The 20,756-nt window shown below is 65.6% G+C and carries 16 protein-coding genes; 7 read left to right on the top strand and 9 right to left on the bottom strand.

Annotation, left to right across the window (positions count from 1 at the left end; translation table 11 throughout):
• Positions 1-46: 46 nt before the first annotated feature.
• A complete protein-coding gene (gene ctaD / locus AC0WRY_RS03940) occupies positions 47-1,666 on the bottom strand; it encodes a cytochrome c oxidase subunit I (RefSeq protein WP_194405765.1) in 1,620 nt (539 codons plus the stop codon).
• 87 nt (positions 1,667-1,753) lie between these two features.
• The gene (gene coxB / locus AC0WRY_RS03935) at positions 1,754-2,593 is read right to left on the bottom strand and encodes a cytochrome c oxidase subunit II (protein ID WP_194405764.1); all 840 of its coding nucleotides are present in this window, start codon (positions 2,591-2,593) and stop codon (positions 1,754-1,756) included.
• 461 nt (positions 2,594-3,054) lie between these two features.
• On the opposite strand from coxB, the gene AC0WRY_RS03930 reads away from it, so the two are divergent.
• The 4 genes from AC0WRY_RS03930 (at position 3,055) to AC0WRY_RS03915 (ending at position 6,500) form a co-directional block, all read left to right on the top strand.
• On the top strand, positions 3,055-3,600 hold the full coding sequence (locus AC0WRY_RS03930; RefSeq protein WP_194405763.1) for an invasion associated locus B family protein: 546 nt from the start codon (positions 3,055-3,057) through the stop codon (positions 3,598-3,600).
• Positions 3,601-3,716: 116 nt separating this feature from the next.
• Positions 3,717-5,144 carry a metalloprotease TldD gene (gene tldD / locus AC0WRY_RS03925; protein WP_211418752.1) on the top strand — a complete coding sequence of 476 codons (1,428 nt, stop codon included), beginning with the start codon at positions 3,717-3,719 and terminating at the stop codon, positions 5,142-5,144.
• Positions 5,141-5,917 (top strand): signal peptidase I, encoded by a 777-nt coding sequence (gene lepB / locus AC0WRY_RS03920; protein ID WP_194405761.1) that lies wholly within the window; start codon positions 5,141-5,143, stop codon positions 5,915-5,917. Before tldD ends, lepB begins: the two co-directional genes overlap by 4 nt.
• A gap of 16 nt (positions 5,918-5,933) precedes the next feature.
• On the top strand, positions 5,934-6,500 hold the full coding sequence (locus AC0WRY_RS03915) for a nucleotidyltransferase family protein (RefSeq protein ID WP_194405760.1): 567 nt from the start codon (positions 5,934-5,936) through the stop codon (positions 6,498-6,500).
• A gap of 125 nt (positions 6,501-6,625) precedes the next feature.
• Here AC0WRY_RS03915 and AC0WRY_RS03910 read toward each other — a convergent pair whose 3' ends face one another.
• The 3 genes from AC0WRY_RS03910 to AC0WRY_RS03900 form a co-directional block, all read right to left on the bottom strand.
• Complete coding sequence (locus AC0WRY_RS03910; RefSeq protein WP_194405759.1) at positions 6,626-7,216, bottom strand: PAN domain-containing protein; 591 nt, start codon at positions 7,214-7,216, stop codon at positions 6,626-6,628.
• 105 nt (positions 7,217-7,321) lie between these two features.
• On the bottom strand, positions 7,322-8,692 hold the full coding sequence (locus AC0WRY_RS03905; protein WP_194405758.1) for a glutamate--cysteine ligase: 1,371 nt from the start codon (positions 8,690-8,692) through the stop codon (positions 7,322-7,324).
• Positions 8,693-8,791: 99 nt separating this feature from the next.
• On the bottom strand, positions 8,792-9,289 hold the full coding sequence (locus tag AC0WRY_RS03900; protein ID WP_194405757.1) for a MarR family winged helix-turn-helix transcriptional regulator: 498 nt from the start codon (positions 9,287-9,289) through the stop codon (positions 8,792-8,794).
• Positions 9,290-9,415: 126 nt separating this feature from the next.
• Here AC0WRY_RS03900 and gstA point away from each other — a divergent pair, with 126 nt between their 5' ends.
• A complete protein-coding gene (gene gstA, locus AC0WRY_RS03895) occupies positions 9,416-10,030 on the top strand; it encodes a glutathione transferase GstA (protein ID WP_194405756.1) in 615 nt (204 codons plus the stop codon).
• An 81-nt stretch (positions 10,031-10,111) separates the two neighbouring features.
• On the opposite strand, the gene AC0WRY_RS03890 is transcribed toward gstA, so the two are convergent.
• The 4 genes from AC0WRY_RS03890 to AC0WRY_RS03875 all read right to left on the bottom strand — a co-directional run bounded on the left by AC0WRY_RS03890 (position 10,112) and on the right by AC0WRY_RS03875 (position 15,902).
• Positions 10,112-12,325 (bottom strand): FAD-dependent oxidoreductase, encoded by a 2,214-nt coding sequence (locus tag AC0WRY_RS03890; RefSeq protein WP_491122694.1) that lies wholly within the window; start codon positions 12,323-12,325, stop codon positions 10,112-10,114.
• Between the two features lie 18 nt (positions 12,326-12,343).
• Positions 12,344-13,552 carry an acetyl-CoA C-acetyltransferase gene (locus tag AC0WRY_RS03885; protein WP_194405754.1) on the bottom strand — a complete coding sequence of 403 codons (1,209 nt, stop codon included), beginning with the start codon at positions 13,550-13,552 and terminating at the stop codon, positions 12,344-12,346.
• Positions 13,553-13,625: 73 nt separating this feature from the next.
• Positions 13,626-15,416: an acyl-CoA dehydrogenase C-terminal domain-containing protein gene (locus AC0WRY_RS03880; protein WP_491122693.1), complete on the bottom strand. Its 1,791-nt coding sequence runs from the start codon at positions 15,414-15,416 to the stop codon at positions 13,626-13,628.
• 102 nt (positions 15,417-15,518) lie between these two features.
• Complete coding sequence (locus tag AC0WRY_RS03875; protein WP_491122692.1) at positions 15,519-15,902, bottom strand: nuclear transport factor 2 family protein; 384 nt, start codon at positions 15,900-15,902, stop codon at positions 15,519-15,521.
• A gap of 200 nt (positions 15,903-16,102) precedes the next feature.
• Here AC0WRY_RS03875 and AC0WRY_RS03870 point away from each other — a divergent pair, with 200 nt between their 5' ends.
• Together AC0WRY_RS03870 and AC0WRY_RS03865 are read left to right on the top strand one after the other, a co-directional pair.
• Complete coding sequence (locus tag AC0WRY_RS03870) at positions 16,103-16,690, top strand: PadR family transcriptional regulator (protein WP_194405751.1); 588 nt, start codon at positions 16,103-16,105, stop codon at positions 16,688-16,690.
• Positions 16,691-17,037: 347 nt separating this feature from the next.
• Positions 17,038-20,520, top strand: a complete 3,483-nt coding sequence (locus AC0WRY_RS03865) for a tetratricopeptide repeat protein (protein WP_194405750.1) — start codon at positions 17,038-17,040, stop codon at positions 20,518-20,520.
• Positions 20,521-20,756: the final 236 nt, after the last annotated feature.

Raw genomic sequence — 20,756 nt, 5'->3', positions numbered from 1 at the left:
TCGTTAGAAGAGCCGCGGCGCCCGTGACGGGCGCCGCGGGAGATCGTTACTGAACGCGGGGCAGCACTTCGAACTGGTGGAAGGGCGGCGGCGAGGGCAGCGTCCATTCCAGCGTGGTCGCACCGGCACCCCACGGATTGTCGCCCGCCGGCACCTTCTTCATGAAGGCGTCGAACACGCAGTAGAGGAAGATCAGCACGCCGAAGCCGGAGATGTAGGAGCCGACCGACGAGACCAGATTCCAGCCCGCGAACGCATCGGGATAGTCGACATAGCGGCGCGGCATGCCCGACAGGCCGAGAAAGTGCTGCGGGAAGAACACCAGGTTGACGCCGATGAAGGTGACCCAGAAGTGCGCCTTCGCGAGCGTCTCGTTGTACATGTAGCCCGACATCTTCGGGAACCAGTAGTACCAGCCGGCGAAGATTCCGAACACCGCACCCAGCGACAGCACGTAGTGGAAGTGCGCGACGACGTAGTAGGTCTCCTGCAGCACGCGGTCGACGCCGGCATTCGCCAGCACGACGCCGGTGACGCCACCGACGGTGAACAGGAAGATGAAGCCCACCGCCCAGATCATCGGCGCCCGGAATTCGATCGAACCGCCCCACATCGTGGCGATCCAGGAGAAGATCTTCACGCCGGTCGGAACCGCGATGACCATGGTCGCGGCGACGAAATAGGCCTGTGTCGCCGAGGACATGCCGACCGTGTACATGTGGTGCGCCCACACCACGAAGCCGATGCCGCCGATCGCGACCATGGCGTAGGCCATGCCGAGATAGCCGAACACGGGCTTGCGCGAGAAGGTCGAGACGATCTGGCTGATCATGCCGAAGGCGGGCAGGATCAGGATGTACACTTCGGGGTGGCCGAAGAACCAGAACAGATGCTGGAACAGCACGGGGTCGCCGCCGCCTTCGGGGTTGAAGAACGTCGTGTGGAAGTTGCGGTCGGTGAGCAGCATGGTGATCGCACCGGCAAGCACCGGCAGCGACAGCAGCAGCAGGAACACCGTCACCAGGATCGACCACACGAACAGCGGCATCTTGTGCAGGGTCATGCCCGGCGCGCGCATGTTGAAGATCGTGGTGATGAAGTTGATGGCGCCGAGGATCGACGAAGCGCCTGCCAGATGGAGCGACAGGATCGCGAAGTCGACGGCCGGACCCGGATGGCCGGAGGCCGACAGCGGCACGTACATGGTCCAGCCCGCGCCGACGCCGTTGGCGCCCGGCTCGCCCTCGACGAAGGTCGACATCAACAGCAGCGCGAACGAGGCCGGCAGCAGCCAGAAGGAGATGTTGTTCATGCGCGGGAACGCCATGTCCGGCGCGCCGATCATCAGCGGGACGAACCAGTTGCCGAAGCCGCCGATCATCGCGGGCATGACCATGAAGAAGATCATGATCAGACCGTGAGAGGTCACGAACACGTTATAGGTGTGCGTCTCGTGGAAGATCTGCACGCCCGGATACATCAGCTCGGCACGGATCGCGATCGACATCGCGGCGCCGATGACGCCGGCGATGACCGCGAAGATCAGGTACATCGTGCCGATGTCCTTGTGGTTGGTCGAATAGACGTAACGGCGCCATCCGGTCGGATGGGCGTGCTCGTCATGTCCGTGGGCGTGATCGCCGTGTGCCGCTGCGCTCGTTGCCATTTTCAAATCCTGCCTTGCGTCCCGTTCGGACCTCCAGGAGGTCCCGCCCTTCTATCGCTTTCAGTCCCTCACGCCGTCACCCGACGCTTACTGCGTCGGGCCGGCCGCGGAGGCGTAGGTGCTGGTGCCGCCGCTCGCAAATTTCTTCTTCGCGGTCTCGACCCAGGAGGCGAATTCCTGGTCCTCCACGACGCGAATCGCGATCGGCATGAAGGCGTGGTCCTTGCCGCACAGCTCCGAGCACTGGCCGTAGAACATGCCGGTCTTGGTGGCCTTGAACCAGGTCTCGTTCAGGCGACCCGGAATGGCGTCGATCTTGACGCCGAAAGCCGGCAGCGCAAAGGCGTGGATGACGTCCGCGCCGGTGACCTGGACGCGAATCACCTTGTTGACCGGAACCACCATCTCGTTGTCGACGCCGAGCAGACGGGGCTGCTTGTCCTGCGCCATCAGCGAGTCGAACTCGAACTTGCCGTTATCCGGATAAGCATAAGACCAGTACCACTGCTTGCCGGTCGCCTTGATGGTCAGATCCGCCTTCGGCACGTCGAGCTCGAGGAACAGAAGCCGGAACGACGGCACCGAAATGCCGACCAGGATCAGCACCGGAACGAGCGTCCAGGCGACCTCGATCAGCGTGTTGTGGGTGGTCCGCGACGGCACCGGATTGGCCCGCGCGTTGAACTTGATGACCACGACCACCAGCAGCGCCAGAACGAACAGCGTGATCAGCGTGATCAGCACGAACAGAAAATTGTGGAACCAGACGATGTTGTCCATCACCGGGGAACCGGACTCCTGAAGCGTCCATTCCCAGGGCTTCGGCTGTCCGAGCTCGGCAAATGCCGCACCGCCTGTCGCCAGCGTCAGACCCGCCACGGCCAATCCCAGCAAGTGCCGGCCTATCCGGCCCATCGACATCCTCATGCCGTTCGCGCTCCCCTTACGAAGTCACCCCAAGTGCGCTCCCCTGTGTCCGGGAAACGCTTATTCGATCCGCCCGCCTGACAAACCGCCGCGCAAGAATACCTCTAAGAGGAATTGGGGCCAGATCGCTAGAACGCCGAAATCAAGCCTCTCAAACCATAGTTTTTGATCTATCGCAATGCAGTCTTGAGCCCTGTCTGCCAGCGATCACCCGCAAGATATTTCCTAGTAAGATCAGACAAAAATACCGTTCGCCGGGATGCTGCCGCTTGACAGCGGAATTGCCCGCGTTAGGCACTGGCGGATGGCCGCGCAGGAACCTGATTCGTGCGGGCGGCGGCGGCGTGAGGCGGCGTGGAATTTGCTTGGGAATTGCCTTCAAGACGCCGTCATTCCCGTATCAGTCCGCCAGATTAGTCCGCCAAGCGCGAGCGAGGAAGGCGAGCAGAGGGACCGAGCCGATGGGGCTTTCGAAAGCGATGGCTAGGCCGGCGACAAGGCAGCTTAACCACCTCCCGGCGCTGGCCGCCATGCTGGTCTCGCTCGCCCTGCTGGCGCTTCCCGGCCTCGCCCATGCGCAGGGCGCAGTACGCTCCGTCCATGGCGACTGGCAAATTCGCTGCGACACGCCGCCGGGCGCCCAGACCGAGCAATGCGCCCTGATCCAGAGCGTGGTCGCGGAAGACCGTTCCAATGCCGGCCTGACCGTCATCGTGCTGAAGACCGCCGACCAGAAGAGCCGCCTGATGCGCGTGGTCGCACCGCTGGGGGTCCTGCTGCCCTCCGGCCTCGGCCTCAAGCTCGACAACCAGGACGTCGGCCGTGCCGGCTTCGTCCGCTGCCTGCCCAATGGCTGCGTCGCCGAGGTCGTCATGGACGACAAGCTGCTCGGCCAGCTCCGCACCGCCAAGACCGCCACCTTCATCATCTTCGAGACCCCCGAAGAAGGCATCGGCTTCCCGCTCAGCCTGAACGGCCTCGGCGAGGGCTACGACAAGCTGCCGTAGCGGGCGGTCTGTCGGTCGGCGAATCCTATTGTTTCCGTAATGTGAGGCTTGGCGCTCTCGCGGAACCGGTCCGAAACCATTATCTTGCCCCAGATCTTCCGCTAATGGACGGACGCATGACAAATCCTGCCACGACCTCCCTGCTCGACCGCGCCAATCTCGACCGCGACCAGGTTCGCCACGAGGTCGCGCGCGGGCTTTCCGGCGCCGACGATGGCGAGCTGTTCCTGGAGTACAGCCAGACCGAAGCGCTGATGTTCGACAATGGGCGGCTGAAGCAGGCGACCTACGACACCTCGCAGGGTTTTGGCCTGCGCGCGGTCAAGGATGACGCCGTGGGCTATGCCCACTCCTCCGACGTCTCGCTGCCGGCGCTGATGCGCGCGGCGGACGCGGTCGCGGCCGTGCGCGGCGGCTATTCCGGCAGCTTTGCCGCGCCGCCTCCCCGCACCAATGTGCGGCTCTATGGCGACGACAACCCGCTCGACGCACCCGGCTTCGAGACCAAGGTCAAGCTGCTCGCCGAGATCGACGCTTATTTGCGCGACAAGGATCCGCGGGTGCGGCAGGTCAGCGTCAGCCTGGGCGCGACCTGGCAGGTGGTCGAGATCCTGCGGCCGGATGGCGAGAGCTATCGCGACATCCGCCCGCTCGTGCGCGTCAACGTCTCCGTCGTCGCCGGCCAGGGTGACCGCCAGGAGAGCGGCAGCAAAGGTTATGGCGGCCGCGCCGGCTATGCCGAATTCATCGAGAGCCGGAGCTGGCGTGAGGCCGCCGATGGCGCGCTGCGCGAGGCCTTGGTCAATCTGGAATCGATCCCCGCCCCCGCCGGCGAGATGGACGTCGTGCTCGGGGCCGGCTGGCCCGGCGTGATGCTGCATGAAGCGGTCGGCCACGGACTCGAAGGCGATTTCAACCGCAAGAAGACGTCTGCTTTTGCGGGCCTGATGGGCCAGCAGGTCGCGGCCAAGGGCGTCACCGTGGTCGACGACGGCACCATTGCCTCGCGTCGCGGCTCGCTGTCGATCGACGACGAGGGCACGCCGACCAATCGCACCGTGCTGATCGAGGACGGCATCCTGGTCGGCTACATGCAGGACCGCCAGAACGCGCGGTTGATGAACATGAAGCCGACCGGCAACGGCCGCCGCCAGGGCTATGCCCATGTGCCGATGCCGCGCATGACCAATACCTACATGCTCGCGGGCGACCGCGACCCGGCCGAGATCCTCGCCTCGGTGAAGAACGGCGTCTTTGCCGCGAATTTCGGCGGCGGTCAGGTGGACATCACTTCGGGCAAGTACGTGTTCCAGTGCACCGAGGCCTACAAGATCGAGAACGGCAAGCTGGGCGCGCCGCTCAAGGGCGCCATGCTGATCGGCAACGGGCCGACCGACCTGCATCGCATCCGCATGATCGGCAACGATCTCGCGCTCGATACCGGCATCGGCACCTGCGGCAAGAACGGTCAGGGCGTGCCTGTCGGCGTCGGCCAGCCGTCGCTGCTGATGGAACGCATTACGGTGGGTGGAACGGGCGCATGAGCGTTGAAAAAGTAACTGTCGCCTCCAAGCGGAAGAGCAGCGGCTGGGGCGGGCAGATCGTTCAGCTCGCCGGCATCGTCGTCGCCGTGTTCATCGCCAAGGGCGCGCTCGCCGAACCGTTCTACGTGCCGTCGGGCTCGATGGAGCCGACGCTGCTGATCGGAGATGCGCTGCTCGCCTCGAAATTCCCCTATGGCTACGGCAGCTCCTCCCTGCCGATCCAGATCAGCCTGCCCGAGACCGGCCGCGTGTTCGCGGAGACGCCGAAGCAGGGCGACGTCGTGGTGTTTCGCTGGCCGGGCGATCGTTCGCAGGCCTGGGTCAAGCGCGTGGTGGGTCTGCCCGGTGATCGCATCCAGATGCGGCAGGGCCAGCTCTTCATCAACGACCGCCCCGCCGAGCTCAAGCCGGACGGCGTTGGAGCAGCCGAGGACGACAATGGCGGCAGCGAGCCCGCCTACCGCTATGTCGAGACGCTGCCGAACGGCGTCTCGCACCTGATCTTCAAGATGCGCGACAACGGCCGGCTCGACAACACACCGGAGGTGACGGTGCCGGCCGGTCATCTCTTCGTACTCGGCGACAACCGCGACAACTCCTCCGACAGCCGCGTGTCGGTGCGCTCCGGCGGCGTCGGCCTGTTGCCGATCGACAATCTGATCGGCCGCGCAGATGCGGTGCTCGGCTCCTGGGATCTCGGCATGCGCAGCCAGCCGGTATGGACCTGGCTGTCCGGCTTCCGGCCCGCACGGTTCTTTACCGCCGTGCATTGACCCTCCTCATCTTACGATGAACCGCGACGAATTCCTCGCGCTCGCGCTGAGAAATCCCGTCAACGTCGCGATCATCGATGAACTGCACCGCCTCGCCCTGCCGGACGCGTGGCTCGTCTCTGGTTGCCTGGTGCAGACAGTGTGGAACGCGCTCACGGGCCGCGCGGTCGATCACGGCATTGCCGATTACGACGTGTTCTATTTCGATCCCGATATTTCGTGGGAGGCGGAGGACGCTGTGATCCGCAAGCTAGATGCGCGGCTCACGCATCTCGGCGCCAAGATCGAGATCCGCAACCAGGCGCGTGTGCATCTATGGTACCCCGACAAGCACGGCCTGCCCTATCCGCCGTTGACGCGTTCGACCCACGGCATCGACCGCTTCCTTACGCAGAATACGCAGGTCGGCGTGAGGCGCGCAGGGGATGGCTACGAGGTGTACGCGCCGCACGGCTTTGACGACGTTGGGGGATTGATCGCGCGGCCCAATCCAGGACCGAATTTTTCCGCGGCGAATTACGCGGTGAAGACCGCACGATGGAAGACCTTGTGGCCGGAGCTCACGGTGATCGCAGCGGACTGAGAATCTCGTAGGGGGCAAAGCGAAGCGTCCCCACGTATCCGTCGCCGTATTGGAAAGTTCGTGGGCACGGAGCAGGGGCGCCTTTCCCCAACCAACGGCACCTGCGCCTGCAGTGAGACCGGCCCCTACCGCACCACGCCCGACGTGAACCCTGCCTTGCGGCGCGGCGGCTTGATTTCCTTTTTCAGGAAGCAGCGCGCCTCGCGCCCGGTGTAGCCGGGGCGGGCATAGGTAAAGGCGCGGCACTTGTTGTCGGCGGTGCACGCGGCCTTGCAGGCCTCCACGCTCTCGCCGTCCTTCAGCTCGAAATTGCGCAGGTCCCCGCCGGGGCGGTCGATTGACGTCTCCACGCCCTCGACCCGCGGCTCGATCACGCCAGCGCCGCGCACGCCGGAGATACAGCAGCTTCCCGGCACGCGCGCCGGCACGGTGTTCTTGAGCCAGCACACCGCCGAGCCGCCTTCGACGTCGGGATAGCTGAAGCTCCAGGAGCGGCATCGGCGGTCGCGCTCGCACAGCAGCGCGCAATCCTCCGGATCGCCCGACGCGACCGGCGAGCTGAAATAGTCGCCGCCGGGCCGGTCGAACGCCGTCTGGGCGCGCGCCGGCACGCTCGCAAATGCGAGCGACAGCAGCGCGGCACAGGCCACGACGCTTGCCAAGACCTTTGCCAAGACCTGTGCCATGACGGCGCCGGACAGGCGGCCCTTCCCCATCGGAACAGCTTTCGAGTTATTGAGGACGCTCAGGTTTTTTCAGCCGGTCATTTGATCGCCGCAAACCTGTATGGGCGATGAACGGCTGAACTCCCGATCGGGTCCCTAGAACGCGTATTCCGCGTAGGCCGGTTCCACCGAGCCCTTCCAGGGACCGTTGAACTTGTCCAACATTTCCTCGGCCGGCGTCCGGCCGGAATCGATGATGCGGTCGAGCGGCTCCAGATGCCGGGTTTCGTCGCGGCCGAGCTGGTCGATCCGGCCGCGACGGCGCAGGCCGGCATGGGCCAGAACGAGGCATTCCTTGGCGATCTCGAACAGGTAACGGTTCTTGATCCGCGCCTTGAAGCCGAACCGCGGCACGTCGTCGCGCAGGGCCTGACGCTCGGGCGCGGTCCAGTGCTTGACGATCTCCCAGGCCGCATCGAGCGCGACATCGTCATAGAGCAGCCCGACCCAGAACGCCGGCAGCGCCGGCAAGCGGCCCCACGGACCGCCGTCGGAACCGCGCATCTCAAGATAGCGCTTGAGCCGCACTTCCGGGAAGATGGTCGACAGATGATTGGCCCAGTCCGACAGCGTCGGACGCTCTCCGGGAAGGTTGTTGTTGCGGCCCTCGAAGAACGCCCGGAACGAGGAGCCCGACACGTCGATGTAGTCCTCGTCGCGCTTGACGAAATACATGGGCACGTCGAGCGCGTAGTCGACATAGCGCTCGAAGCCCATGCCGTCCTCGAATGCCCACGGCATCATGCCCGACCGCGCGTTGTCGGTGTCGCGCCAGATCTCGGAGCGGAAGGAGAGGAAGCCGTTCGGCTTGCCTTCGGTGAACGGCGAGTTGGCGAACAGGGCGGTTGCGACCGGCTGCAGTGCGAGCGACACGCGCAGCTTCTTGACCATGTCGGCTTCGGAGGAGAAGTCGAGATTGGTCTGCACCGTGCAGGTCCGGTACATCATGTCGAGGCCGTACTGGCCGACCTTCGGCATGTAGTTGGTCATGATCTTGTAGCGGCCCTTGGGCATCATCGGGATGTCGGCGCGCGACCAGGACGGCGTCATGCCGAGGCCAAGGAAGCCGATGCCGAGCGGCGTTGCGATCTCGCGCACCTGCGCCAGATGCGCCATCAACTCGCTCTGGGTCTGGTGCACATTCTCGACCGGGGCTCCGGAGAGCTCGAACTGTCCGCCGGGCTCGAGCGAGATCGCGCCGCCGCCGGTGACGTCGTAGAGGCCGATGATGTTGCCCTTCTCCATGATCGGCTCCCAGCCGAGCAGGAGCTTCATGCCTTCGAGCAGCGCGCCGATGCCCCGCGCGCCCTCATAGGGCACCGGACGGTGGCCTTCGAGCGTGAACGGCGTCTTCTCGTGCTCGGTGCCCATGCGCCACTCGGACGCCGGCTTGCAGCCGGCCTCGAACCACGCCACGAGCTCGTCGCGCGATTGCAGCGGCGTCATATCGATCTGGTCTCGCGCCATATCAAACTCTAATCAAAGGCGCTTCGACCGAATGCGCGCGGGTGACGGGGATGGTCCGCGAACCCACCGGGCGCACGGACGAGCTGGTGTGCCGCGCGATCATCGCGACGGCGCGGTTTCGTTGACGTTGGCGACGGGCGGCAGCTTCATCTCGCCGCACGAGCAGCCCAGCCGGTCGAGCAGACCGCTGAGCTTGACGGCATCGGCATCGGACAGTTTCGAACCGACATATTTCTCGATCGCGGCCGAATAGGCGCCCCACATCCGCTTCTGCAGCTCGCGGCCGGCTTCGGTGATCTCGACGAACTGGCCGCGCTTGTCGATCTTGCATTCGCGCCGTGAGGCGAGGCCCTCGTCGACCAGGCGGTCGATCAGGCGCGAGGTGGAATATTGCGGAATCAGCATCTGCCGTTCGAGCTCCACCGGCCGCAGCTCGCCGCTCGGCGCCCGTGACAATTCGAGCAGCGCATCGTACCAGGCAAGCGGCGGGAAACCGGCCTTCTTCAAATCCTGCTCGACGCAATCGAGCACGCGGCTCTGCACCCGCATCAGGCGGATCCAGGCGGAAGTCGCCTCGGTCGATGGTTTGCGTTTCATGGTCCCGCTCAAGCTCGTCGCCCGTCTCTTACCTCATTTGATGCAGCTGCATCAATCTTGACTATTCCAAGCAACTGCATGTAATCGTTCTTTCGGCCGAACCAAGCATCAGGAGAAGGAAATTCCATGAAACTGTATTATTCGCCCGGTGCCTGTTCGCTGTCCCCCCACATCGCGCTCCTGGAAGCCGGCCTGCCCTATGAGCTGGTCAAGGTCGATATCCGGGCCAAGAAGCTCGAAAATGGTGAGGATTATCTGAAGCTGAACCCCAAGGGCCAGGTCCCTGCGCTGGGCCTCGACAGCGGCGAGATCGTGACCGAAGGCCCGGTCATTGTCCAGATGATCGCCGATCAGGCAGCGGCCAAGGCGCTGGCGCCGGCCCACGGCAGTTCCGAGCGCTACAAGCTGCTGGAGTGGCTGAACTTCCTCACCTCCGAGGTGCACAAGAGCTTCGGTCCGCTGTTCGCGCCGGCGCTGAACGACGAGGCCAAGGCCTTCTTCAAGGACCGCGTCATGGGCAAGCTGAAATATATCGACAGCCAGCTCGCCGGCCGCGACTACCTGATGGGCAAGCAGTTCACGGTGGCCGACGGCTATCTGTTCACGATGCTGGTTTGGGCCGACCGGATGAAGTTCGACCTCACGGCGATGCCGAACCTGGCCGCCTACAAGGCCCGCGTCGCGGCGAGGCCGCAGGTGCAGGAAGCACTGCGGAAGGAAGGCCTCGCGCAGGCGAAGTAAGGCAGAGCTCTCCCGAAATAGTGAAAGGGCCGGATCGATGGATCCGGCCCTTTTTGATTCTGCGCAGCTACAGGCTTCTCGTCAGGCCGCCGCCTTCTTCGGCGCGAAGCGGCCGTAGAAGGTTTCGCCCTTCGCCGCCATCTCCTCCAGCAGCTTCGGCGGGGTGAAGCGCGAGCCGTACTTCGCCTCGAGCTTGTGGCAGAGCTCGACGAACTTCTTCGTGCCCATGAAGTCGATGTAGGACAGCGTGCCGCCGGTGAACGGCGCGAAGCCGAAGCCGAGGATCGAGCCGACATCCGCCTCGCGCGGATCGGTGATGACGTGATCCTCGACCGTGCGCGCGGCTTCCACCGCCTGCACCACCAGGAAGCGCTGCTTCAGCTCCTCGATGTCGAGCGTGTCGGGGTCGAGCTGCTTCGGCTGCAAGGCCGAGAGGCCCGGCCACAGGCTCTTCGAGCCCTTGCCCTTCTCGGGATAGTCGTAGAAGCCCTTGCTGTTCTTGCGGCCGAGACGGCCCTGCTTCTCGACCATCTCCACCATCAGCTTCTTCTGGTCGGGATTGATGGCGTTGGGGCCGAGATCGGCCTCCGTCGCCTTCATGATCTTCAGGCCGAGGTCGAGCGCGACTTCGTCCGAGAGCGAGAGCGGGCCGACCGGCATGCCGGCCATCTTGGCGCAGTTCTCGATCATCGCCGGCGGCACGCCCTCGAGGAACATCTCGTTGCCCTCGGCGACGTAGCGGCCGACGCAGCGGTTGGCGAAGAAGCCTCTGGAGTCGTTGACGACGATCGGCGTCTTGCCGATCTGCCGGACATAGTCGAGCGCGGTCGCGAGCGCGAGATCGCCGGTGTTCTTGCCCTTGATGATCTCGACCAGCATCATCTTCTCGACCGGCGAGAAGAAATGGATGCCGACGAACTTGCCCTGGTCCTTGAAGCTCTCGGCCAGCGAGGTGATCGGCAGCGTCGAGGTGTTGGACGCGAAGATCACGTCCGGCTTCATGTGCTCCTGCGCCTTGGCGAAGGTATCGGCCTTGACCTTGCGATCCTCGAACACGGCCTCGATGACGAGATCGACGTCCTTCAGCGCGGCGTAGTCCGCGGTCGGCGTGATCCGCGCGAGCAGCGCTTCGGCGTCCGCAGGCTTGGCGCGGCCCTTCTTGATCTGCTCCTCGATCACCTTCTGCGCATGCGCCTTGCCCTTGCCGGCGCTTTCCTGGTCGCGGTCGATCAGGACGACGTCGAGGCCGGCACGGGCCGAGACGTAGCCGACGCTCGCGCCCATGAAGCCGGCGCCGATCACGGCGATCTTCTTGACCTTGGTGGCGGGCACGTCCTTCGGACGGCGGGCGCCCTTGTTGAGCTCCTGCATCGACAGGAACAGGCTGCGAATCATCGCGGCCGCTTCCTTCGAGCGCAGCACCGAGGTGAAGTAGCGCGACTCCACGCGAAGAGCTGCGTCGATCGGCAGCTGCAGGCCTTCATAGACGCAGCTCATGATGGCGCGCGCGGCCGGATAATTGTCGTAGGTCTCGCGGCGATAGATCGCGTTGCCGGCCGGGAACATCATCATGCCGGCCTTGGAGAACACGGGGCCGCCGGGCAGCTTGAAGCCCTTCTCGTCCCAGGGCGCGATCGCCTTGCCGCCGCCCTTGATCCAGTCCTTCGCCGCCTTGACGAGGTCGGCCGCCGGAGCGATGGCGTGAATCAAATTCAGCGCCTTGGCCTTCTCGACCGTCACAGGATCGCCCTTGAGCAGGATCGTCATGGCGTCCTGCGGCGGCACCAGGCGCGGCACGCGCTGCGTGCCGCCGGCGCCGGGGAACAGGCCGACCTTGACCTCGGGCAGGCCGAGGCGCGTCTTGGGATTCTCCGCGGCCACGCGGTAGTGGCAGCACAGCGTGATCTCGAAACCGCCTCCGAGCGCGAGGCCGTTGATTGCGGCCGCCCACGGCTTGCCCGAGGTCTCGATCGAACGCAGCACCAGCGAGAAGCGCCGGCTCTGGTCGAACAGCATCTGATTCGCGGCGGTCTCGCCCTGCTCCTTGAAGACCTTGGCATAGGCCTGGTTCATGCCTTCGAGCATGGAGAGGTCGGCGCCGGCGCAGAAAGCTTCCTTGGCGGAGGTGATGACGACGCCCTTCACCGCGGCATCGGCCGTGGTCGCCTTGACGATGGCGTCGAGCTCGTTGGTCGAGGTCTCGTCGAGCACGTTCATCGAACGGCCCGGGATGTCCCAGGTGACGAGCGCGATGCCGTCGGAATCGGTCTCAACCCTGAAGTTCTTGTAAGACATGTTGGTTGCTCCCTAGCCTTAGACGCGCTCGATGATGGTCGCGGTGCCCATGCCGCCGCCGATGCACAGCGTGACGAGGGCGGTGGACTTGTTGGTGCGCTCGAGCTCGTCGAGCACGGTGCCCAAAATCATCGCGCCGGTCGCGCCGAGCGGATGGCCGAGCGCGATGGCGCCGCCATTGACGTTGATCTTGGCGTTGTCGATGTCGAAGGCCTGGATGTAGCGCAGCACGACCGAAGCAAAGGCCTCGTTGAGCTCGAACAGGTCGATATCCGACTTCTTCATGCCGGAGCGCGCGAACAGTTTTTCGGTGACGTCGACCGGACCGGTCAGCATCATCGCCGGCTCCGAGCCGATATTGGCGAAGGCGCGAATCTTCGCACGCGGCTTCATCCCGTACTTTGCACCCGCCTCCTTGCTGCCGAGCAGCACGGCGCCGGCACCGTCGACGATGCCGGAGGAATTGCCGGCATGGTGCACGTAGTTGACGCGCTCGATCTCCGGGTGCGACTGGATCGCGACACCGTCGAAGCCGCCCATCTGCGCCATCATCGTGAACGAGGGCTGCAGCTGCGCCAGCGACTGCATCGTCGTCGAAGGACGCATGTGCTCGTCCTTGGCGAGGATGGTGAGGCCGTTGATGTCCTTCACCGGCACGATCGACTTGTCGAAGCGGCCCTCTTCCCAGGACTTCGCCGCGCGCTGCTGGCTCTGCACCGCATAGGCATCGACGTCGTCGCGCGAAAAACCGTACTTGGTGGCGATCAGATCGGCCGAAACGCCCTGCGGCATGAAATAGGCCGGCACCGCCATCGACGGATCCATCGGCCAGGCACCGCCGGAGGCGCCGATGCCGACGCGGCTCATTGACTCGGCACCGCCGCCGATCACGAGCTCATGCTGGCCGCTCATGATCTGGGCTGCGGCAAAATTCACGGCATCGAGCCCGGAGGCGCAAAAGCGGCTGATCTGCACGCCGGGGACGGCTTCGCCGAGGCCGGCCTTGAGCGCGGCGAAGCGCGCGATGTCGCTGCCGGCTTCGCCGACCGGATCGACCACGCCGAGCACGACGTCGTCGACGGAATCCTCAGGCAGATTGTTGCGGTCCTTCAGCGCCTTCAGCGGCACGGTCGCAAGCGCGAGCGCCGTGACTTCGTGCAGCGCGCCGTCGGCCTTGCCGCGGCCGCGGGGGGTGCGGACGTGATCGTAGATATAGGCATCTGCCATGGGGAGCCTCCTGATTGCAGTTATTGTTGCGGCGACCGCTGCGCGGTCGCGATCTCCAGTGAAGCGGAAAGCGTCAGAACGCTTCCGCCGGCAATTCCATGATGGTGGCGCAGCCGGCCTGGATGCGCGCGAGATTGGCGGCCGTCTCCGGCAGCATCCGTTCCATGAAGAAACGGCCGGTGACCAGCTTGGTCGAGAGATAGGGCGTCGCCCCGCTCTCGGCAATCTTTGCATTCGTCACCTTCGCCATCTTCGCCCACATGTAGCCGAGCGCGACGAAGCCGAAGAGATGCAGGTAATCGGTTGCGGCAGCACCGGCATTGTCGGGCTTTGCCATCGCGTTCTGCATCAGCCAGGTGGTGGCCTGCTGCAGATGGCCGAGCGAAGCCGACAGCGGGGCGACGAACGGCTTCAGCGCCTCGTCGCCGCCGTTCTCCTTGGCGAAGGCCATGACCTCGCCGAAGAACGCCATGATGGCGCGGCCGCCGTCGCGCGGCAGCTTGCGGCCGACGAGGTCGAGCGCCTGGATGCCGTTGGCGCCTTCATAGATCATGGCGATGCGTGCATCGCGCACGAACTGCTCCATGCCCTGCTCGGCGATGTAGCCGTGGCCGCCATACATCTGCTGCGCCTGCACCGCGTTGGCAAAGCCGTAATCGGTGAGGAAGCCCTTCAGCACCGGCGTCATCAGGCCCATGTGGTCGTCGGCGGCCTGGCGGTCCTTCGGGTCCTCCGAGCGATGCGCGACGTCGCTCTTCAGCGCGGTCCACATCACGAAGGCGCGCGCGGCCTCGTTGAAGGCGCGGATCGAGAGCAGCGTGCGGCGCACGTCGGGATGCACGATGATCGGATCGGCCTGCTTGTCCGGCGCCTTGGCGCCGGTCAGCGATCGGCCCTGGATGCGCTCGCGGGCATAGGCGACCGCGTTCTGATAGGCGACTTCCGACTGCGCGAGGCCCTGCACGGCGACGCCGAGGCGGGCCTCGTTCATCATCACGAACATGCCCTGCATGCCCTTGTTCTCTTCGCCGATCAGCCAGCCGGTGGCGTTGTCGTAGTTCATCACGCAGGTCGAGTTGCCGTGGATGCCCATCTTGTGCTCGATCGAGCCGCAGACGACGCCGTTACGCGCGCCCACCGAACCATCGGCATTGACCAGGAATTTCGGCACCACGAACAGCGACACGCCCTTGATGCCGGCGGGTGCGCCCTCGATGCGGGCCAGCACGAGGTGGATGATGTTGGAGGCCAGATCATGCTCGCCGGCCGAGATGAAGATCTTGGTGCCCGTGATCTTGAAGCTGCCGTCCGCCTGGCGCACCGCCTTGGTGCGGAGCATGCCGAGATCGGTGCCGCAATGCGGCTCGGTGAGGTTCATGGTCCCGGTCCATTCGCCCGCCACCATCTTCGGCACATAGGTCTGCTTCTGCTCGGGCGAGCCGTGCACGATCAGCGCCGCGGTCGCGCCCATGGTGAGGCCGCCATACATCGAGAACGCCATGTTGGCGGAGATCTGGAATTCGTTAACGGCCTGGGAGAGCGTCACCGGCAGGCCCTGGCCGCCGAACTCGGTCGGCGCCGACAGGCCGAGCCAGCCGCCTTCGGCGACCTGCTTGAAGGCGTCCTTGAAGCCCTTCGGCGTGGTGACGCTGCCGTCATCGGCGCGCTTGCAGCCTTCGAGATCGCCGACGCGATTGAGCGGCTGCAGCACCTCTTCGGCTAGCTTGGCAGCTTCGCCCAAAATGGCTTCGCGCACGTCGCTCGACGCATCGGAGAAGCCGGCGAGATTGTCATAGCGGTCGATCTGGAAGACGTCGTTGAGCAGGAAGTTCACGTCTTCGACGGGGGCTTTGTAGATCGGCATGGGGGTCTCCCGGCAATGGGCCTTCGAAAGTGGTGATGTCGGTCGTTCCTGCGGCGCAGCCTGGCCCGCGAGCTTAGCGGGTTCTGCAACCTCAGGGCAGGGTCATGATTGGGCGGCCAGTTGCTCCGCCATCAGGCGGTGCAGCATGTTGATCGCCTTGAGCGGACGCACCATCACCTTGAAATGCGTGATGCGTCCCTCGGCATCGAAGCTGATGATGTCGACGCCGTTGATCTCGATGCCGTCGATCTCGGTCTTGAATTCGAGCACGGCGCCGTGGTCGCTGCGCCATTCGCCGACATAGGTGAAGGTCGGGCCGCCGAGCACCTGCTCGGCGCTGGAAAGGTATTTGAAGGTGATGTCGCGCCCGCGCTGCGGCGTGTGGACGACGGGGCTTTCGAACACGGCATCGGGATGCAGGAGATCCCAGAGCGCGGCGCGATCATGAGACTTCATGTAGGCGTACCAGGAATCGAGGCCGGTCATTCTCAGCTGCCTCCCTAAAGGCCTGGACTAAAAAGGGCGAAAACAACCCCATGCACAGTAGCGTGGTGATTGATTTCGCTGGGCTTTTCGGGTCGGATCTTTCGCCCGGCCCGAGACGCCGCGATATGCACATTGACGCATATGCGCCAATGCGCATAAAGTCAAGCACGATGGTCGAGGTTGAAACAAGGAGGCCGGGCATGGCCCTGGGCGACGCGATCCTCGCATGTCTGACGGAACGTCCGATGACGGGCTACGAGCTCGCCAAGACGTTCGACTCCTCGATCGGCTTCTTCTGGAAGGCCGACCATCAGCAGATCTACCGCGAGCTCTCCAAGCTGCGCGACCGCGGCCACATCCAGGGCCGCGAGGTCGTGCAGACGGGCAAGCCCAACAAGCTGGTTTATACGCTCACTCCGGAGGGGCGAACAGCGCTGCGGCACTGGGCCGCGCGGCCAAGCACGCCGGCCTCGACCAAGGACGATTTGCTGGTCCGCCTCCACGCCCTCGACAGCATCGACATCGAGCCGCTGCGCGCCGATCTGATGGCCCGCCTGGAGCACCACCGCGACCGCCACGCCAATTACGAGCGCATCCTGAAGAAGCGCTTTCCCGACGGCACCGCGGAGGGAAGGCTCGACCTCGGCAATCTGCTGCTGCTCCGCCTGGGCGCCCGGCATGAGCAGATGGTGGCCGACTTCTGCGAGGAGACCCTCGCCGCGCTGTCGGCGATGAGCGGCAAGGCCACGGTGGTACCGCTGGACGAGGGCAAGCGGGAGAAGGGCTGAGAATTCGATCAGCGACGGCGTGCCAAAACCTCTCCCGCTTGCGGAAGAGGTCGCGCCGAAGGCGCGGGTGAGGGCTTTCTCCTCTTGGGGGCTGTCCCATCACGGAGGCACCTCTCCCAGCCCTCCCCCCGCAAGCGGGGAGAGAGCGCACCGGTTCCGGGGTTGGTGTTCCCCGCCCAACTTTAAGACACCGGCAAGGCATTCCTTAACCCGTTATTTACCGTAACGGACAAAAGTCGGTTTTCGAGGCAGACGACCCGCGCCAAATTCGATTGTCTTTGCAACCGGCACGCGTGGGGAGACTGGAGGCGCCGGGTGGGGCGCCGGAGTCGGAACCGGACAGAGTCATGAATTCGCGCGTATCGTGGAGTGTTGACGGCATCGACCCATCCGTCAGGGAGCGGGCCGAAGCTGCTGCGCGCAGAGCCGGCATGTCGCTCAACGATTGGCTGAACTCCACGCTCGGCGAAACTGCCCCGCCAAACTTTCGCGGATCTTACGACCAGCGTCCGCAAGCTGCGCACGTTCCGAGCCAAGGTGCGAGCCAGGGACCGAATCAAGGACCGAGCCAGGAAAGCCGCGAAGTCGCCGACATCCATCAGCGGCTCGACGCGATCACCCAGCAGATCGAAAGAATTTCAAAGCCCGCGCCGCGCCAGGATTCCTCAAGGGACGTCTCGCGCGAGCAGGGCGTCGCGCGCCAGCTCAACGACGCGATCTCGCGGCTCGATGCGCGGCTGTCGCAGATTTCCAAGCCGCAGCAGCCCCAGTCGCAGCAAGCGCCGCGCCCGGCGCCTGCGCCCTCGCCCGTTGAAACACGCCAGCGCCAGGCCGACATGGTCGAGCGCGCGGCCGCGCAGGTCTATCGCAACTCCCCTCCCCTGAGCCCCGCGTCGTTCGACGTCGCCGTGGCCGAGATCACCGCGCGGCAGAGCGAGCTCGACGGCTTTACGCCGCGGCAGATGCCGCCGCGCGCCGCACCATCGATTGCGCCTTCGGCTGCTCCTTACGCACCGCCCATGACACCGATGGCGGCGCCGCCCGCGCCTGCCTATGCTCCGCCGCCGCCGCAAGCAGGGCCGGATTTCTCCTCGCTCGAGCGCCATCTGCTCAAGATCACGAGCCAGATCGAGTCGCTGCAGCGGCCGGACAATACCGAGCAGGCGATCAACGCCTTCCGCAGCGAGCTCGCCGAGATCCGCACCGCCATCACCGAGGCGATGCCGCGGCGCGCGATCGAATCGATCGAGAACGAGATCCGCTCGCTGCATCGGCGGATCGACGAGACGCGGTCCAACGGCACCGACGGCCAGGTGCTGTCCGGCATCGAGCATGCGCTGTCCGACATCAAGCAGGTGCTGCGCACGCTGACGCCGGCGGAGCAGCTCACCGGCTATGACGAGGCGATCCGCAATCTCGGCGCCAAGCTCGATTTGATCTTGCGCGCCAATGACGATCCCTCGACCGTGCATCAGCTCGAAAGCGCGATCTCGGCGCTGCGCGGCATCGTTTCCAACGTCGCCTCCAACGAAGCGCTGGCACGCCTGTCCGAAGACGTGCAGCTGCTGTCCTCCAAGGTCGACCAGGTCACCCGCGCCTCCGGTCAGGGCGACAGCTTTGCAGTGCTGGAGCAGCGCATTGCGGCGCTCACCGCGGCGCTGGAAACCCGCGAGCGGCCGCAGCCCTCCGAGAGCACCGAGCATCTCGAATCCGCGATCCGCGCCCTGTCGGACCGCTTCGACCGCATGCAGGTCGGCAACGATTCCGCCTCGACCTTCGCCCATCTCGAACAGCGCGTCTCATACCTGCTGGAGCGGATCGAAGCCGCCTCCGACCCGCGCAACGGCAATTTGAGCCGCGTCGAGGACGGGCTGCACGACATTCTCCGGCACCTGGAGCGGCAGCAGGCGACTTATTCCGCACTGGCCGAGAGCCGCAGTTCGGCACCTGCCGATTCCGGCGTTGTCGATCTCGTCAAGCGCGAGCTGTCCGACATCCGCTTCAGCCAGGCCGAGACCAACCGCAGCACGCAGGACTCGCTCGATGCCGTCCACAGCGCGCTCGGCCATGTCGTCGATCGCCTGTCCATGATCGAGGGCGACCTGCGCGCGGTGCGCACGGCGCCGCCGGCCGCCGCGCCGCAGCCGATGCCGATGGCGGCTCCCATGGCTGTTTCCATGGAGCCCGCGCCTGTCGCGCGCGAGCCGCGGCCGCAGGCACAACAGCCGAAATACGATCCGAAGCCCGAGCTGCCGAATCCCGCCGCGCAGCAGCAGGCGCAAGCCGCCTTCGCCGCCGCGCCGCGTGAATTCCATGCCGCGGCCCCCGCCGCGCCGCCGCCGGTGCCGTCGGCACCGCCAATTCCGCCGCGCGCGATCAGCGAGATCCTGGAGCCGCATACGGCGCCCGCCCGCGCCGCGCTCGCACCCGAACTGCCGCCGGATCATCCGCTCGAGCCGGGCACACGGCCGGGTGGACGCGCCGCCACGCCGTCGGAGCGCATTGCCGCCTCCGAGAGCGCGATCAGCGACATTCCCGCTGCTGCGAAAGAGCCGGTCTCCTCGTCGAGCTTCATCGCGGCCGCCCGCCGCGCCGCACAGGCCGCCGCCGCGCAGCCGGAAAAGCCGGCGCGTGGTGCCAAGGGTGGTGCAAAGGCCGGCGCCGATCGCGGCAAGGACAAGGGCAAGGACGGCGCTTCGACCATCACCTCGAAGATCCGCTCGCTGCTGGTCGGGGCGAGCGTGGTCGTGATCGTGCTCGGCACCTTCAAGATGGCGATGAACCTGCTCGAAGGCAGCCCGTCGCCAGCGCCGCAGGCGATGGACACGTCCAGCCAGCCCGCGCCGCAGGCCCCTCCGCCGCCGCCGGTGATCGAGAACAAGCCCGCCACGCCCGAGCAGGTCACGCCATCGATGACCTCGCCGACGCCGATCGGACGGCAATCCCAGAACAATTCCGCGCCGGCTCCCGCCGCCAATTCGGGCAACTCGGCCTCGGTTGAGATTCCGACGGCGCCGGCCACGGTGCCGCCCGCAGTTGCGCCGAGCAGCGACGTCACCGGCGCGCTGTCGGGCACGAGCCGCGCCAAGCTCGGCTCCATCCAGGTGCCGCCGAGCGAAAAGCTGCCTGACGGCATCGGCGGCCCCGGCCTGCGCAGCGCCGCGATGAAGGGCGATGCGACCGCGGCCTACGAGATCGGTCTGCGCTTTGCGGAAGGCAAGGGCGTTGCGACGAACTACGACGAAGCCGCCAAATGGTACGACCGCGCCTCACAGGCCGGCGTGATCCCCGCGACCTTCCGCCTCGGCACGCTCTACGAGAAGGGCTTGGGCGTGAAGAAGGACGCCGACATCGCGCGCCGCTACTACACCCAGGCCGCCGAGCGCGGCAACGCCAAGGCGATGCACAATCTCGCGGTGCTCGACGCCGATGGCGGCGGACGCGGCGCCAATTACAAGAGCGCGGCGCAATGGTTCCGCAAGGCCGCCGATCGCGGCGTCGCCGACAGCCAGTTCAACCTCGGCATCCTCTATGCCCGCGGCATCGGCGTCGAGCAGAACCTCGCCGAATCCTACAAGTGGTTCAGCCTCGCCGCTGCCCAGGGCGACGCGGATGCGTCCGGCAAGCGCGACGACGTCGCCAAGCGCCTCGACCCGCAATCGCTCGCCGCCGCCAAGCTCGCGATCCAGACATTTGCGGCCGAGCCGCAGCCGGATGATGCGGTCAATGTCGCAGCTCCCGCCGGTGGCTGGGACAGCGCCCCGCAGGCAAGCGCCAAGCCCGCACCGAAGCCGGTCGCGGCGAAGAAGTCGGCCTCGGCTGCGCATTAAAGGCGAACAGCTTTAGACGGACAGTACGAGCCACGCGCTCGGTGTGCACCTCTCCCGCTTGCGAGGGAGGTCGACGCGCGAAGCGCGGCGGGTGGGGGTTCTCTCCTCTTGGGGAGCCCCACCGCGGAGGTACCCTCTCCCCAACCCTCTCCCGCTTGCGGGGGAGGGAGCGCACTTCCGCTGCCGTAACGATCAAGCCCAATTCAACACGCACTCGTCGCAGCCATTCACCACGC

Source organism: Bradyrhizobium sp. T-12, from assembly GCF_058314695.1.
The sequence above is the reverse complement of the archived record's forward strand: the minus strand, read 5'-3'. Positions and strand labels throughout refer to the sequence as shown.